The sequence below is a fragment of the Nostoc sp. LEGE 12454 genome, assembly GCF_056620565.1.
In genome coordinates this window covers 195,252-210,164 of the sequence record NZ_JBWQXL010000006.1, presented here as the reverse complement: position 1 = coordinate 210,164, position 14,913 = coordinate 195,252, and the positions used below count along the sequence as shown (strand labels likewise).

14 protein-coding genes are annotated in these 14,913 nt (G+C 43.0%); 7 read left to right on the top strand and 7 right to left on the bottom strand.

All coding sequences use genetic code 11. The features are described 5' to 3' along the window. Positions 1-81: 81 nt before the first annotated feature. Both AC1F2U_RS09040 and AC1F2U_RS09035 read right to left on the bottom strand, forming a co-directional pair. Positions 82-711 (bottom strand): nucleotidyltransferase family protein, encoded by a 630-nt coding sequence (locus tag AC1F2U_RS09040; protein ID WP_480260789.1) that lies wholly within the window; start codon positions 709-711, stop codon positions 82-84. Between the two features lie 5 nt (positions 712-716). Continuing rightward, positions 717-1,874, bottom strand: coding sequence for an XdhC family protein (locus AC1F2U_RS09035; protein WP_480260788.1), 1,158 nt, complete (start codon positions 1,872-1,874; stop codon positions 717-719). Between the two features lie 1,223 nt (positions 1,875-3,097). On the opposite strand from AC1F2U_RS09035, the gene AC1F2U_RS09030 reads away from it, so the two are divergent. From AC1F2U_RS09030 to AC1F2U_RS09005, 6 genes are all read left to right on the top strand, one after another. Beyond that, the gene (locus AC1F2U_RS09030) at positions 3,098-3,397 is read left to right on the top strand and encodes an ArsR/SmtB family transcription factor (RefSeq protein WP_480260787.1); all 300 of its coding nucleotides are present in this window, start codon (positions 3,098-3,100) and stop codon (positions 3,395-3,397) included. A 28-nt stretch (positions 3,398-3,425) separates the two neighbouring features. Continuing rightward, positions 3,426-4,274 carry a phosphate ABC transporter substrate-binding protein gene (locus tag AC1F2U_RS09025; RefSeq protein WP_480260786.1) on the top strand — a complete coding sequence of 283 codons (849 nt, stop codon included), beginning with the start codon at positions 3,426-3,428 and terminating at the stop codon, positions 4,272-4,274. Then, positions 4,231-5,109, top strand: a complete 879-nt coding sequence (gene pstC / locus AC1F2U_RS09020; RefSeq protein WP_480260785.1) for a phosphate ABC transporter permease subunit PstC — start codon at positions 4,231-4,233, stop codon at positions 5,107-5,109. The genes AC1F2U_RS09025 and pstC overlap by 44 nt, the downstream gene beginning before the upstream one ends. Continuing rightward, positions 5,102-5,956 carry a phosphate ABC transporter permease PstA gene (gene pstA, locus AC1F2U_RS09015; protein WP_480260784.1) on the top strand — a complete coding sequence of 285 codons (855 nt, stop codon included), beginning with the start codon at positions 5,102-5,104 and terminating at the stop codon, positions 5,954-5,956. The genes pstC and pstA overlap by 8 nt, the downstream gene beginning before the upstream one ends. Then, positions 5,953-6,747 carry a phosphate ABC transporter ATP-binding protein gene (locus tag AC1F2U_RS09010; RefSeq protein ID WP_480260783.1) on the top strand — a complete coding sequence of 265 codons (795 nt, stop codon included), beginning with the start codon at positions 5,953-5,955 and terminating at the stop codon, positions 6,745-6,747. The genes pstA and AC1F2U_RS09010 overlap by 4 nt, the downstream gene beginning before the upstream one ends. Positions 6,748-6,909: 162 nt before the next feature. Further along, entirely contained in the window at positions 6,910-8,076 is a 1,167-nt protein-coding gene (locus AC1F2U_RS09005; protein ID WP_480260782.1) for a calcium-binding protein, read from the top strand. Here the strand turns inward: AC1F2U_RS09005 and AC1F2U_RS09000 are convergent. From AC1F2U_RS09000 to AC1F2U_RS08990, 3 genes are all read right to left on the bottom strand, one after another. After that, positions 8,073-9,692 carry an MFS transporter gene (locus tag AC1F2U_RS09000; RefSeq protein ID WP_480260781.1) on the bottom strand — a complete coding sequence of 540 codons (1,620 nt, stop codon included), beginning with the start codon at positions 9,690-9,692 and terminating at the stop codon, positions 8,073-8,075. The two genes, AC1F2U_RS09005 and AC1F2U_RS09000, sit on opposite strands and share 4 nt — an antisense overlap. Before the next feature lie 178 nt (positions 9,693-9,870). Further along, positions 9,871-11,187 (bottom strand): Gfo/Idh/MocA family protein, encoded by a 1,317-nt coding sequence (locus AC1F2U_RS08995; RefSeq protein WP_480260780.1) that lies wholly within the window; start codon positions 11,185-11,187, stop codon positions 9,871-9,873. Positions 11,188-11,435: 248 nt separating this feature from the next. Further along, positions 11,436-12,143, bottom strand: coding sequence for a DUF4142 domain-containing protein (locus AC1F2U_RS08990; RefSeq protein WP_480260779.1), 708 nt, complete (start codon positions 12,141-12,143; stop codon positions 11,436-11,438). 1,289 nt (positions 12,144-13,432) lie between these two features. Between AC1F2U_RS08990 and AC1F2U_RS08985 the strand changes: the two genes are divergently transcribed. Continuing rightward, the gene (locus tag AC1F2U_RS08985; RefSeq protein ID WP_480260778.1) at positions 13,433-14,005 is read left to right on the top strand and encodes a DUF3611 family protein; all 573 of its coding nucleotides are present in this window, start codon (positions 13,433-13,435) and stop codon (positions 14,003-14,005) included. 67 nt (positions 14,006-14,072) lie between these two features. Here the strand turns inward: AC1F2U_RS08985 and AC1F2U_RS08980 are convergent, their stop codons facing one another. Both AC1F2U_RS08980 and AC1F2U_RS08975 read right to left on the bottom strand, forming a co-directional pair. Continuing rightward, positions 14,073-14,231 carry a hypothetical protein gene (locus AC1F2U_RS08980; protein ID WP_480260777.1) on the bottom strand — a complete coding sequence of 53 codons (159 nt, stop codon included), beginning with the start codon at positions 14,229-14,231 and terminating at the stop codon, positions 14,073-14,075. Positions 14,232-14,283: 52 nt separating this feature from the next. After that, positions 14,284-14,661, bottom strand: a complete 378-nt coding sequence (locus AC1F2U_RS08975) for a DUF6632 domain-containing protein (protein WP_480260776.1) — start codon at positions 14,659-14,661, stop codon at positions 14,284-14,286. Positions 14,662-14,913 lie beyond the last annotated feature (252 nt).

The following is a 14,913-nucleotide window of genomic DNA, read 5'->3' as shown; positions in this document are numbered from 1 at the left end:
CCAACTTTTTCTATTTTTCTATCTGTGTAGGTCGGCGAGCCAGCGCGGTCTTCTCTACTTGTTCGCTTTTAGCGATCTTGTTCAAGATACTTCAAAAATTCCTTCACTAATTGATAGCAATTGTTCGTAATCTTTTGGTGTATCAATATCTATATCCCCTAGTGGAAACGGAATAGAAAAAACTTCATTAAGGTTATGATTAATAACTTTTTTTGCTCCTGAAGTTTCTTTTAAAGTGGCAAGTTCTGAAAAAAATGTCTGACTAAATAGAGCAGGTACACCTAATGTGTCTCCATATTCACAAGCAATAATCGGTTTTTTTGTCAAATAGTATGTATCAACAAGTTGATTGATAATTTGGGGAGAAACAAATGGCTGGTCGCAAAGTGTAATAACTACTGCTTCTATTTTTTGCGGAAGATTATTTAACAATTCAATACCACTCTTGATTGAAGTACTCATTCCAGAAGCCCAATCCAAGTTTTTAACTACTTTAACGGGAAGTTGTTTAATTTGGGGATGAATCTGTTCTGCGTTGGCTCCAAGTACTACTACCACAGGTTGACAAACTGAAGCGATCGCAATTTCTGTAATATATTGTAAAAAACTACGCCCTTGGTAAAGCAATAGTTGTTTTGGTGTACCCATCCGTGTAGATGCACCAGCAGCAAGAATCATAATGGCTATGGTTGATTTCTCGTTAGCAGTCATAAAAACTATGTGGGAAGTAGCAAGTTTGAGTTGCTTTCATAACATTGGTGAATTGGTTGATTGCGATTTCTTAAAAAATTACCATTACGCTTTGTTAGCACTGCTTTAATTTCTGCAATAATAGCGATCGCTATTTCTTCTGGTGTATCTGCTCCGATATCAATCCCAATCGGGCCATGCAATCTGGTTAATTGTTCGGTAGTATAAACTATTCCTTGCGAACCTAAATCTTCAAGCAATCTTTCAGTCCGCAGTTTTGGCCCTAAAACCCCTATGTAGCGTGCAGGAGATGGCAGCAAAGTTTTCAAAATTTCTAAGTCATCAAGATAATTATGCGTCATCACTACCGCAACTGTGTTGACATCTATAAATACCTGTTTTTGTACAATTTCTCGCCGAGTCAGAATCACATCACAAGCTATCGGAAATCGCGCTCCAGTTGCCTCATTAGCTCGGCAATCGACTACAGTAACCTGCCAACCTAATGCTTGAGCAAACTGTGCTACGGGTATAGCGTCATAACCTGCACCAAATATTACTAAAGGCGTGGGTGGTTGGATGACTTCAATAAAAACTTCTGCACTGCCTAAAGGTAACTGATAGTTTTTTACACTAGACTTTTGATTAGTAAAAGCTGCTTGAGTATCTACTTGCAGAGATTTAATTAAATTTGGATCTTTGATGTCAGCGATCGTTTTACCATCAGGATACAGCAGTAAGCGCGACCCAAGTTTCACATCTACCTCGCCTTCAAAGGCAAAGACAGTAGCAATAATACCCAAATGTTTTTTATGAAAGCACTCCTGCATAAAAGCGATCGCATTCGGTGAACTTTCTTTTTCAAGACGTTCGATGAGAACTTGCACTGTCCCATTGCACCCCAAACCAAAGCCCCAAAGAATATCTTCCGAGGCGGTGTTATCGTAAGTAACAACAATTGGTTTGCCGTCCGACATTCGTTGTTGAGTATGCTCAAATACGTCGTTTTCTAAGCAACCAGCGCTGATTGTGCCGATCGTCCGACCTGTATCTGCGATCAACATTTTGGCACCCGGTCGGCGATAGGTTGAACCTTGAGTTTTGACTACAGTAGCAAGAAAAGTAATTTCACCATTTTTTTGACTTGACTGGAAGCCTTGTAAAATTGCTTGTAATTCGTTCATTTGTTTCTGTTTCTAGCAGTTTATGAAGTTGAGTAGGCAGTCTCAATGCAAACAATGCGATCGCTGTGCCATTGTGCATCGCTGCTAGTGTCAAACACTCCTTAGATTTGCTGCCTTTTAACGATTACAGTATATACGTTAGATTGAGGTGCGTTGTTTACTGCCACAGGCATCGCGGTGTTCTGCTATCCAAGATAAGCGAAAACACCACTGAAATCATGCCCCACAGGATAGTTGCCAACTTTAGTCATTTATCTATCATAAGAGTTGGCACGGAATACTGATTTTCCCTAACTTACAGTTTTGGCAATGACTTTAAATGATTGTAGAGCGACATTTTAGCAACGCCAGATTCAGCAACGATTTTGTCAATACCGACATTGCAAATTTCCTCTCGATAAAACAAACAAGCATGATGCTGTACTTAGGATGCGATCGCGAATAGATTTACGGGTTGTTTTCGATTTAGTCATTTAAATCACATCCTTGAATAACGTGTAAATCTTAAATACTTCGTCAATAATACTGACAAAATTTTTCCCAACTTCACGATTATTTAAACCTGATACTTTACTAGCTTTTTGAAGTTAGGCTGTTAGACCTAACCCCCAGCCCCTTCCCTATAAGGGAAGGGGAGTAAGATTCAAAGCCTCTCTCCTTTTAGGAGAGAGGTCAATTGGAGGTTGCCCGAATTCAATAAACGACTGCCCGAATTCAATAAACGACTGCCCGAATTCAATAAACGACTACCCGAATTCAATAAACGACTACCCGAATTCAATAAACGGCTGCCCGAATTCAATAAACGGCTGCCCGAATTCAATAAACGACTGCCCGAATTCAATCAACGACTGCCCGAATTCAATATAGAAACTTAGCAAACTTGCTTTTATTAAACACAAAAGCGATGGCTTTGCCAATGCCTGCCGTAGGATGCCCGTTCGCGTAGCGTGTGATCAAGAAAAGGTAAAACCCTTACGAGTGATTCTAGTTTATACCAATAAAAACTCAGTAAATCTCACGAGATGGGGTAAACATCAAGCTTTGGTTAAAAAATTTAATTTTAATTGTAGAGGGTGGCACTTTCTACCTTAAAATATGAATCAAATTTCATATAAATTGCTATTTATTTGCGATCGCAGCAGTTGTTAATTTTCGCTGAACACGAGAGTATTCGCTGCCAAGTAACTTCGGAAACAAGAAAAACCTATTCCTTTAGAGCAATGAAAAACAGCAGCAAGAAGCAGGTTAACTGCGTAGAAAAGCTGAAGGTGCTGGCAGATGAAACTCGTCTAGCAGTATTAGAACTTCTGATCGACAGTCCCAAACACGTGGGAGAGATGAATGCAATTTTGGGCTTGGAACAAAGCCTACTATCCCATCATTTACAAGTTCTGCGTCGCTCTCAGTTGGTTGTGCGATCGCGTCATGGGAAAGCAATTCTCTACCGCCTAGCTCCAGAAGTGGAAGTAACTACTGGCAAAGCTTTGAACCTTGGCTGTTGTGTCCTCTGTTTTAACTAAAAACCCAATTTCGGGTTGAAAAGCAATAATGAAAAATTCTCAAATTTTACCTCTGGCGATTGGGTTGGCTACCTGCATTTGGTTACAAGGCTGTGCTTCAGCAAATCGAGATGCAAATAATACAAATCAGCTTCAGGGAAAACTAGTACTTACAGGCTCCAGTACAATTGCCCCGTTAGCGGCTGAAATTGGCAAGCGTTTTGAATCTCAGCATCCAGGTGCGCGAGTTGATGTGCAATCAGGGGGGTCTTCGCGTGGGGTTTCTGATGCTCGTCAAGGCGTGGCTAATGTTGGCATGGTTTCCCGTGCCTTGAAGCCAGAAGAAAACGATTTAAAAGCATTTTCTATCGCTCGTGATGGAGTGACGGTAATTCTCCACAAAGACAATCCAGTAAAATCGCTCAACTATAAGCAAGTTGTAGATATTTACACAGGCAAGGTGACTAACTGGAAACAAGTGGGAGGTACAGATGGAGCGATTACAGTTGTTAACAAAGCCGAAGGACGTTCCACTTTAGAATTATTTACCCATTATTTCAAACTGAAAAATACAGACATCAAAGCCCAAGTAGTAATTGGTGACAATCAGCAGGGAATTAAGACAGTAGCAGGAAACCCGAATGCAATTGGTTATGTGTCGATCGGGTCAGCAGAAAATAGTGCAGCCAATGGAGTAGCTATTAAGCTGCTACCTGTAAATGGGATAGCTGCAACAACAGCCAACGTCCAGAATGGGACTTTTCCGATTTCTCGTCCACTTAACTTAGTAACTAAAACCCAACCTCAAGGATTGACAAAAGCATTTCTTGATTTCGCGCAATCACAACAGGTAAATGACATTGTTCAAAAGCAAAACTTTGTCGTCGTCTCCAAATGACTTTTGGTTAATCTGGATACTGCGTTTTCTAGGGGTAATAGCAGGGGCGATCGCACTTTTAATTATCGTCTTTCTGATTCTGGAGTCTCTACCAGTCCTCAATCATGTCGGAATAACACGTTTTTTTACAGACTCTTCCTGGAACCCGACCGCCGGATTATACAATCTCTTCCCGATGTTATTGGGTACATTTTTGGCAATGGTTGGCTCAGTAGTAATTGCTACACCAATCGGAATTCTATCTGCGGTTTTTTGTCAATTCTACGCCCCACCAATAATGGCTCGGTTATACCGTCGCTTAATTGAACTCTTAGCAGGGATTCCTTCTGTAGTCTATGGTTTTTGGGGATTGGTGGTGTTGGTTCCGATGATTGGTAGGATACATCCACCAGGGCCAAGCTTACTCGCGGGTATTGCCATTCTCACAGTGATGATTTTGCCCACAATAGCGCTTGTAGCCGATGCCAGTTTAGCGAAAGTCCCAACTTCCTATCTTCGGGGAGCAGCAGCTTTAGGATTATCCCGTTGGGCAACTATCTCTAGAGTTGTGCTTCCTGCTGCCAAATCTGGATTATTCACAGGCTTAATTTTAGAAACAGGTCGAGCAATTGGCGAAACAATGGCTATTTTAATGGTGTGCGGCAATGTGGTACAAATGCCAAAAAGTATATTTGACCCCATCCGCACGTTGACGGCTAATATTGCTCTGGAAATGGCTTATGCCACAGGAGATCACCGTTCGGCGTTGTTTGTTAGCGGTTTAGTCTTGATGGGAATGATTGTGCTGTTAGTTGCGGTTGCGGAAGCGATCAGTCAAGGAAAAATATATGGGTAAACCTGTTGTAAGTCCTAAAGATTGGTTGCCAACAATCATTGTTTGGACAACTGCTGCCCTAGTTACTGGTATCTTCCTTTGGATACTCAGCGATCTCCTTTGGCATGGGATAGGACACTTGACGTGGGAATTCCTAACAACTGAACCAGAAAATGCTGGTAGAGAAGGGGGAATTTCCAGCATTCTTGTTTCCACTTTTCTGATTATGGCAGTGTGTATGGCGGTTTCTATCCCCATTGGTGTTGGTACAGCCGTTTTACTGGCAGAATTCACCCCCGTGGATAGTTGGTTTGGTGGGTTGGTGCGGCGTAGTTTAGATGTACTGGCAGGAGTTCCCTCTATAGTTTTTGGGTTGTTTGGCAACGTCTTCTTTTGCCAAGTTTTGGGGCTGGGATTTTCTATTTTGTCGGGAGGATTGACCTTGGGATGTATGGTGTTACCAATCTTAATTCGCTCTACAGAAGAAGGATTTCGCGCTGTTCCCAATGAGTATAGATTAGGAGCCGCAGCCCTTGGTTTTTCCCGCACGACAACGCTATTTCAACTGTTGTTACCTGCTGCTGTTCCTGGTTTGGTTGTGGGATTAGTGCTGGGTATTGGTCGAGCGATCGCAGAGACGGCGGCTTTAATTTTTACTAGTGGTTACGTAGATAGAATGCCAGAATCACTGCTGGATTCCGGGCGTGCCCTCTCGATTCATATTTTTGATTTATCGATGAATGTCTCTGGCGGAGATGCCAATGCTTACGCCTCAGCATTAGTCTTGCTGGTATCGCTGCTGGTGATTAATGGTACAGCAGCATGGATTGCAGATCGTTGGTTGCACAGGAGAATTTTTTCTGGATGAAATCAGCAAATATCGCTACTGGAATTGTTGAACCGTTGATTGAAACGGAGAACTTAACTCTGCAATACGGTCAAAAAACTGCGTTTGCTAATGTCAATTTGAGTGTAAATCTGGGGGAAATTTTGGCATTGGTGGGGCCTTCTGGCTGTGGAAAAACTAGCTTTTTGAGTTGCTTAAATCGGTTGACAGATATGATTCCCCAGTGTCGAGTCAAAGGGCGGATTCGCATCGGTAGTTTAGATGTGCTAAATCCCAAAACAAATGCGAACGCGCTGCGGCGGCAGGTTGGGATGATTTTCCAAAAACCTAATCCTTTTCCTTTATCAATTTGGAAAAATCTAGAATTACCTTTGCGAGAACATGGTATCCATAAAGAACAAATCGATGCGATCGTCGAAACAAGCCTGAAAGATGTTGGACTTTGGGATGAAGTCAAAGACCGACTGCAAACCTCAGCCTTAGCACTTTCTGGCGGACAGCAGCAAAGGTTGTGCATAGCTAGAGCCTTAGCTTTGCAACCAGAAATCCTGTTATTGGATGAACCTTGTAGCGCCCTCGATCCAATTGCCAGTGGAATAGTTGAAGACTTAATTACTAGTTTGCGTCAGCGTTATACCTTGCTGATTGTGACGCATAACCTAGCGCAAGCCAAGCGCATTGCGGATCGAGTTGCTCTGTTCTGGGTGCAGTCAGATGTTGGGCAATTGATTGAGTCAGGTTCAGTGCAGCAAATTTTTGAATACCCCCAACATCCCTTGACAGCAGCTTATGTCACGGGTGCAAGGGGTTGATTTGAAAAATATAGAAATACAGAAACGAATGAAATCATCATCAATATAAACACTGAGATAGCCCTGCTCGATCGAGTTAACTCAGTTTGATATTTTTTAGAATCTTGTGGTTGATAAGACGGTAATATACAGCAGTTAACCACAAATCAGTAAAGCAAGATTATGGCACTATTTATAGGGACTGATGGAGACGACATTTTAGTTGGAACTGATGGAAATGACACATTTATCGGCAGTGCAGGTAACGATACAATTACCGGTGGAAAAGGTAACGATATCATTGATTACAGTGGCTTAGAACAACCGATAATAGTCCAGCCAGTGGTTATCAAAAAAGGTGCAGTTGGAAATGATACGTTTAAAGATTTCTTTGAAACTGCGATCGGTGCTACAGGACAGATTAATATTATTGATGCGACTTCTGACAGCACAAATGTATCAATAATAGCTGACTTATCTAAAGAAAGATTAGAAATCAGAGTTGTAGGTTCGCCGCCAATAGCAGTCAATGTGAAGAATTTTGTAAATATAATTGGTACGAATCAAAATGACGTAATTACTGGTAATGCTAGGGATAATGAATTATCTGGCAGTGGCGGCAATGACATTATTAGAGGCAGTGCAGGCAACGATACCTTAAATGGTGGAGATGGTATTGATACGGCTGATTACAGTAAATTGGGTCAAAACTCTACCATATTCATTGATGGAACTCTTAAAAAAGGTGGTGGACTAGGTACAGATTTCCTTGGTAATTTTGAAAATCTTATTGGTGATGCTAGTGCTGTAAATAATACTATAGACGCCTCAATGGCTCCTTCAATACCCTTTTCATTTTTATCCGATCTATCAGTCAACGCCAACCTTGAAACTCAAAGTTTCGTAGTGAATAATCTTCCTGGCGGAAACACAGCTAAGTTCACATTTATAAACTTTGATAATATCAAAGGTACAAATCAAAGTGACACCATTGTTGGAGATGGGCAAAATAATTTGTTATTTGGTAATGGTGGTGACGATACACTTTCTGGCAAAAGTGGCAATGACATACTCACTGGTGGAAATGGTAACGATATTCTCACCGGTGGAGTAGGTGCAGATAAATTTGTTTTTACTAATGTATTAGAAGGTGTTGACATTATTAAAGACTTCAAGGCTGTTGAAGGTGACAAAATCCAGGTTTCTCAAGCAGGATTTGGCGCTATTTCACTCAGTGACTTCAGTTATGATGCCCTAAGTGGTTCTTTGTTCTTCCAAGAATCTAGATTTGCCATTGTTGAAAATAAGCCTATTGGTTTTCAAGTCAATCAAGACATTCAATTTGTTTAAAAAGAGTCTATTTTCGGTCTTTTCTGAGCTAGTGCTTTTTGGGATTGGCGAGCATAAATCATGTGAGAAATAATTGGGGGTTCATCGCCTTGATGAAAGGCAAAAACCCTTTCCCGAATCTCTCGATCTGCCACCGTAAACCGTTCATACTGACGTAAATGATCCACCCAAGACTCGACGATAAATGTCTCTAAATAGCGATTCGGCTGGGATGTATCATGAAAGATACCCCAGCGAATCGCACCATCTCGTAATCGCACCACTCGCAGGGCATTAATTGCCGCAATAAATTCCTCTGTTTGCTCTGGATCGATACAATATTCAAGTGTGACTAAAACGGGGCCTTCTTCTGGTTGTAATTCAATTACTACCAGCGGTTCTGCTCGCCGTAATGCTGGGCCTAAATCAAGTTTTCCTGAGAGCAAGGGGTAACGCCGCGCTGTGAATGTTCCCCCGACTAAGCCGATCGCAGCAATGAATAAGGCAGTCCGCATACCCCAATGCTCTGCTGCTGCACCCCAAACAATACTACCAATTGCTGAACCTCCTTGAAATACCATTTGATAAGTTCCTAGCGCCCGCGCCTGCACCCAAGCCGGAACCGCAAGCTGCACTGTGATATTCAAGCTAGATGTCATACTTGTCCAGGCAATTCCCGCCGCCAGCAAAGCCAGCAACACCAAAGGTACGTTGTGAATGAATGCCAGTATTAATGTGGCAACTGCAAACACCAGAGTTCCGGCAATCACAACTCCATCGCCTGTGAGACGTTGGCGCACTTGTGGCATCAAAATTGCACCGAGAATCGCCCCCAATCCAAAGCAACCGAGTAGTAAACCATACCCACCTGCTCCCTGTCGCAAATCCTGCTGTGCTACCAAAGGCAGCAACGCTAACAACGCACTCGTGCAACTAGTTAAAACAGCCGCTCGAATTAACACGGCTTGCAGGGCGGGAGAAAAACGAACATAGCGAATACCAGCCCGAATAGAACCTAATACTCGCTCTGCGGGCAGGGCGCTTTCATAAAACGGTTTGCGTTGCCAACGGTAAAGGATGAAAATCACCCCGACAAAAGAGAGGGCATCAATCAAAAAGACGACTCCCGCATTTGCCGCCACTAATATAAAACCTGCGATCGCAGGCCCAACTGCTCGCGCAATGTTAAACCCAGCACTATTTAAAGCGATCGCAGCCATGAGTTCCGATCGCGGTACTAGTTCTGGTACAATCGCTTGCCAAGCTGGCCCATTCATTGCCGCTCCCAAGTTGAGCAAAAACGTCAGCGCCAGTAGCGACCACGGTGTAATCGTACCTGCAAAAATCAATCCACTCAAGATCAGTGCAGCAACCAGCATCCAGACTTGCCAAAACAGCAGTAACCGACGGCGATCGAAAATATCTGCTGTTGCTCCGGCTGGTAGTCCTAACAGCAGCACTGGCAAAGTTGCTGCTGTTTGCATCAGTGCCACCAACAAGGGAGAGGTGGTGAGAGAAGTCATTAACCAAGCTCCCGCCGTGTCCTCCATCCAACCCCCAATGTTGGAGACAATCGAGGCAATCCAGCGATCGCGAAACAAAGATTTACGGAGCGGACTCCAAGCAGAGGTTGTCATAGTAATTCGTAATTGATAATGCGTAATTCGTAGTTGCAATCAGTGCTTGCTCTGTACCCTCGACTGGGAAAGTTGACCACCTTCAGCAGAGATTTTGGTACTTGCTCTGTACCCTCTTAATTACGAATTACGAATTACGAATTAGTAATTATTTGGTCATGGCTGCGGTATGCACATATTACTTCAGCATTCGAGGAGCAGGGCCACGAGTGGTATCTAATCCTGACACACGAGGTAAGGTAATCGTTTTGCCTGTTTGTGCCGCTTCGTAAATCAACGCTATCAGTTTTTGGTCTTGCAAACCTTCTTCACCAGGCGTATGAGGTTGTTTATTTTGAATCACACAATCCGCCATGTGATCGATTTCTAAGGCGAACTGGTTCTTCTCACCTATCCGCACTTCGCTAATATTTTCTGCCATGCTATTACTTGGTGATTTGCGTGAAACCATCATTCGCAAACCGCTATAGGAGAACGCCGGATCGAGTTGTCCCCAAGCATCAGAGCCGAAGACGCGAAACCGCCGCCCTTCGTGAAAGCCGTAGCTAGTAGAGCAAATCCCTAGTATTCCACTGGGAAACCGCAGCTGGAAGGTGACACTTTCTTCTACTTCTTTGAAGCGCGGATCGCCGGGAGTGCTGAAGATTTGGGCGTTAATTGCGATCGGTTCCTCTCCTGTTAAATAGCGAGTTGCATTCAAGCAATAAATTCCTACATCCGGTAAAGAGCCACCTCCAGCTAAGGCGCGTTTCAATCGCCACTGATTTAAGTCACCTCCCTGGTTTTGTCCGTTATCCGCCTGAATCACCTTCACAGTTCCCAATTCTTTGCTGCGGATCATCCCAATCATGGCGCGATGGTGCGGCTCATATTGGCAGCGATAAGCAATCATCAGCTTGCGATTCGCTTGTTTGCACGCGTCGATCATTTGTTGAGCATCTTCGACTGTGGTTGCCATTGGCTTCTCACACAGAATATGCTTTCCAGCTTTCGCACCACGCACCGTATATTCCCGGTGCATACTGTTGGGCAATACGATATAAATTACATCAACGTCTGGATTGTTGCGGAGATTGTCGTAATTCTGATAGTTGTAAACGTTTTGCGGTTTAATGCCATACTGCTGGGCAACTTGATTTGCTTTGGCAGCATCACCACTAACTAATGCAGTTGGCTTTGCTAGTTTACATTCTGCAAAGGCAGGCATGATTTCTTCTAATGTCAGTCTGCCAAGTCCAACGATCGCAAATCCCAAACGTCGCTCTGGAGGTAATGCAGTTGGTGGCCCACCCGTATCAACCTCAGTTTTTTCTGAGATGGGCGGAAACTCAATTTGAGGCGGCAACTCACCTCCGCGGGGAGTGGCTTGTCCCGTTGGCTGTTGGGCAGTAACCTCTTCACCCATACTACCAATTGCGGCGGCTGAAACGGCTCCTAATCCAGCTGTAGTCAGAATGTGACGACGAGAAATTTTTCCTTTAAACAATTTAGACATCGTGGTTCCTTAAAATTATCCTTAATAATGAAATTTTGGGCTTACAGCAGTTTTCATGTATTTGAACCACATCTGTCGTCGGGGCACATCATTGCTCATTGGTGTCAACTTAAGCTCAAACGTTTGTCCCACATACGCTTTACCCCACTCTCTGGTCTACAAAACGCTACGCGTAGCTTGCTTGTTTGCAAGAGTACGCGCAGCGGATACAAAGGGAAAGAAGAAATGCTTAACTGAACTCTATTGCCTTACGGGGTAGTGGTTGGAGTTGGGGTGCTAGTTGGGGTTGAGGTGCTAGTTGGAGTTGGGGTGCTAGTTGAACTTCCAGGATTAACAAGAGAACTAACCTCTTGCAGGTGGTCTTGGAGGGTTGGTAGCGTTTGAGCCGCAAATGCTTTCACGTCTGCATCTTGTCCTTGTTCAGCTTCAGTTTGGAATGCGGAGACATCCTTTTGATGAGCTAGAAGCATCTGGTTCAGATATTGACGATCGAAGTTAGCACCAGAAAGTTTGGATAAACGTTGCTTTATTTGCTGATTTTTGGCGCCAATAGTAGTTGGCAGCGTGACACCTTTTTGAGTCGCCAACTGTTTGAGTTGATTATTTGCCTGCGTATGATCTTCAACCATGTGCTGTCCAAACTGTTTTACCGCACTGCTAACTCCACGTTGTGATGCCAGTTGTCCTAGTTGGACTTCTGCTAAACCATCTTGAGCGGCTTCAGTCATGAACTGTCTGTCTGCCGAACTGAGGTTATTTTGCCCTGATGGAGTTGGTGAGGTAGTTGGTGAGGTAGTTGGTGAGGTAGTTGGGGATGGACTCTCAGTTCCTTGTACCGATACAGCAGCTGGAACTTCAGATGTAGTCTGGTCGTGCGGAGTAGTCGGCGTGCAACCAGTCGCCAGAGATAAAGCGATCGCTACCATACCAGTAGAAAATATTTTGAAATTGGACATAATTGTTCTCCTTGGATAAAGCTATATTTTGAAACGTTGAATGAAAAACTAAGCGCGATCGCACAGTTGAGTAAGCTACAAACAAAGCCGATTAATGTGAAGCAGATGCCGCTGGTGCAAATTGTGTAAATAGATTCAAGATTTCTCAATTGAATGCAGGGATATCATCTGGTTGAGTTCTGTTTGAGGGAGGAGCGGTTGCAAAAATCCTTCCGAAACTGTAATGCTGCCACAAATCCCGAAGCAGAAGCAGTTTTTAACAAGCTGCGTCTACTGATTTCCATAATTGTCTCCTACAAGCACCAACAGGAATGAGCCGTATATTATCACTGCTATCTGACACAGAGACTCTAGCTAAGGTGTGCTTTTAAATATATTCCGCAAGATGCATTCACAATGTAAGCCGATGCATTCTTAATGCAAGTCGATGCATTCACAATGCAAGTTGATGTATTCCTAATGCAAGTCGATGCATTCTTAATGCAAGTTGATGTATTCCTAATGCAAGTCGATGCATTCACAATGCAAGTTGATGTATTCCTAATGCAAGCCGATACATTCACAATGCAATTTGATGTATTGTAAAAACTTACTTTTTGTTTAAGCTTGCTTGATTTAAAACTTTATCAATAAAGGTAGGAATTATATCATGTTCTGCTAATTAGTTATAATTCCCTTTCTCTATGCAGAAAACCCAAAAACCCCTCCCCTCAGCACCTCTGCGGTCTTAATGATAAGTCTTTAACCGGACATGATATTAAAGGGCAGCAGGAAAACCCTCTGTTTTTTGCCTCGTAAAGAACGGGCGCACTTGAACCAATTTTTGAAATGAATTCGTCGCTGGCAGCATCAAGTATTAACGGCTGTTCTGTAGTCATGCTTCTTTTATTGGCTATTGAAGTCTCACCAAATTGAACAAATACTTTGGTTACAGATAGCACTCATTCTTATCCCCTGATATCTATCTGGAGTTAGGATTGTGCGTGATATTTCAGCTTTGGAGTGTTAGAAATTTTAATGCTTCTCGTGCTTTAAAACTGATTCAACTGTGAGTGCAAGCCGATACATTTATAATGCAAGCCAATACATTTACAAAGGTGAACGAAAAAAGGTATGGGAGAATAGTGAGTGGGCGTTATCCGCTAACTATGCTCAAGGTGCTAGGCATAGTGACTTTGGCACTGCCGCAGACAATAGAGTAAAAGCCTTCTTCGAGAAGTATCTACGTAGGCAGCGCGTAGAGGTTTCGATTGCAACGATCAATTGGCGTAAGTTTTAGGAGAACAAAGATGACAAATGATCTAAATTCATACTTACCTGTACCAACTAAACGAAAATTTGCAGCCACTTTCGGTGTAGTAAGACCAATTAGCTTTTGGGTACAGTTAGCATTAGGCACTGTTTCTATCTTGGCTTTGTTACTGGCTATATTTAGCCGTAACGTCACTGCCCAAACAACGACAAATTCGGTTATGGGTTTTGGAGTATTTTTGGGAATTATTGGAATTTTAGTGCTGTGTTTCCGACTCTACTGGATGAACCGCTACAGGCGTTTAAACAAACTTTTACAGTTGCCTAATCGAGAATTACATCCAAGTAAACAAGACGTAATTCAAGTATTACAAATTGGGTTAATTGTCAGTTTTATAGGGCTATTCTTAGCTTTTTTAGCATCTGAAGTGACTGTTATTGCTGTATTAGCGAAAACGCTAGCTCTGCCTCAAACAATAGGAGTATATAGACCTGAAAATGTCATTCGCTCTCTAGATATTTTTGTGGTTTTAGCCAATGTCAATCTGATTGGCGCTCACTTTGTCGGAGGCGCTACTTCACTTGGGCTGCTTAACTGGTTAGAGCAATAGTCACCAAAGCAAAAAGTCAGTTGCGATGGCGTAACCGCCTGCTGGAAGGAATCGCAAGTTAATCAACTTAATTGAGTTTAGAAATTAGCGATCGCCAATCGTATGATTGAGGTTTCATAGTTTCGGCGATGCCTACGGATTCGCAGTATTCGGCGTTGCAGTTTATGAGAGATGCGATCGCTCCCTCTTCTATCTTCTTTTGCGCTCTTTGCGGTTCGATTCTCATGCCCCCTCATATCCAAAGTACAGTAAAGAATAGAGCGTAGGGGGTAGCCCGTTTATGTACTTGACACTACTTTGCGGGGCGCTAAAAAGCCAAGGACGATCGCTACCAAGAACAATGCTGGAACATCACCAAACAGATGTCCCTGTTCAACAGGGTCAATTACTGCATGTACCGCCATGATCAGCCCGTGGACTGCACTTGATATGACGGTGAACCAGATTAAACTCAGGTGAGCTTCTGGTTGTTTTGAAGCCAACAGCAAAAAGACACCAAGCGTCGCATAAACACCAACGATCATCTGTTCGTATTCGTGCTGACCTGGTTGCCATAACCAACCTGATGCCCAGACCTGAGTTAACGGATAGATAAGTAGAAAAGCTATGCCAACAAGAACCAGAGCGATTTGTAAGTAGCGATCGCGCCCATCCATTGCTTTAACCTCCACTAATTTCTAGTGCAGTCTTTACTAACAAAACTGCATCATTTTCTGATTGTATTCCCACTAGCGACACTTCAGCTTTAGAGTGTTAGAAATTTTAATGCTCCTCATGGTTTTTAGTGTCGTCTTACAGTTTTGTAATTGCATCGGTCTGCAATATTAATGCATCGATTTGTTATGTTGATACATCGGTCTGTTATCTTAATACATTGGTCTGTTATCTTAATACATCGGTCTGTTATC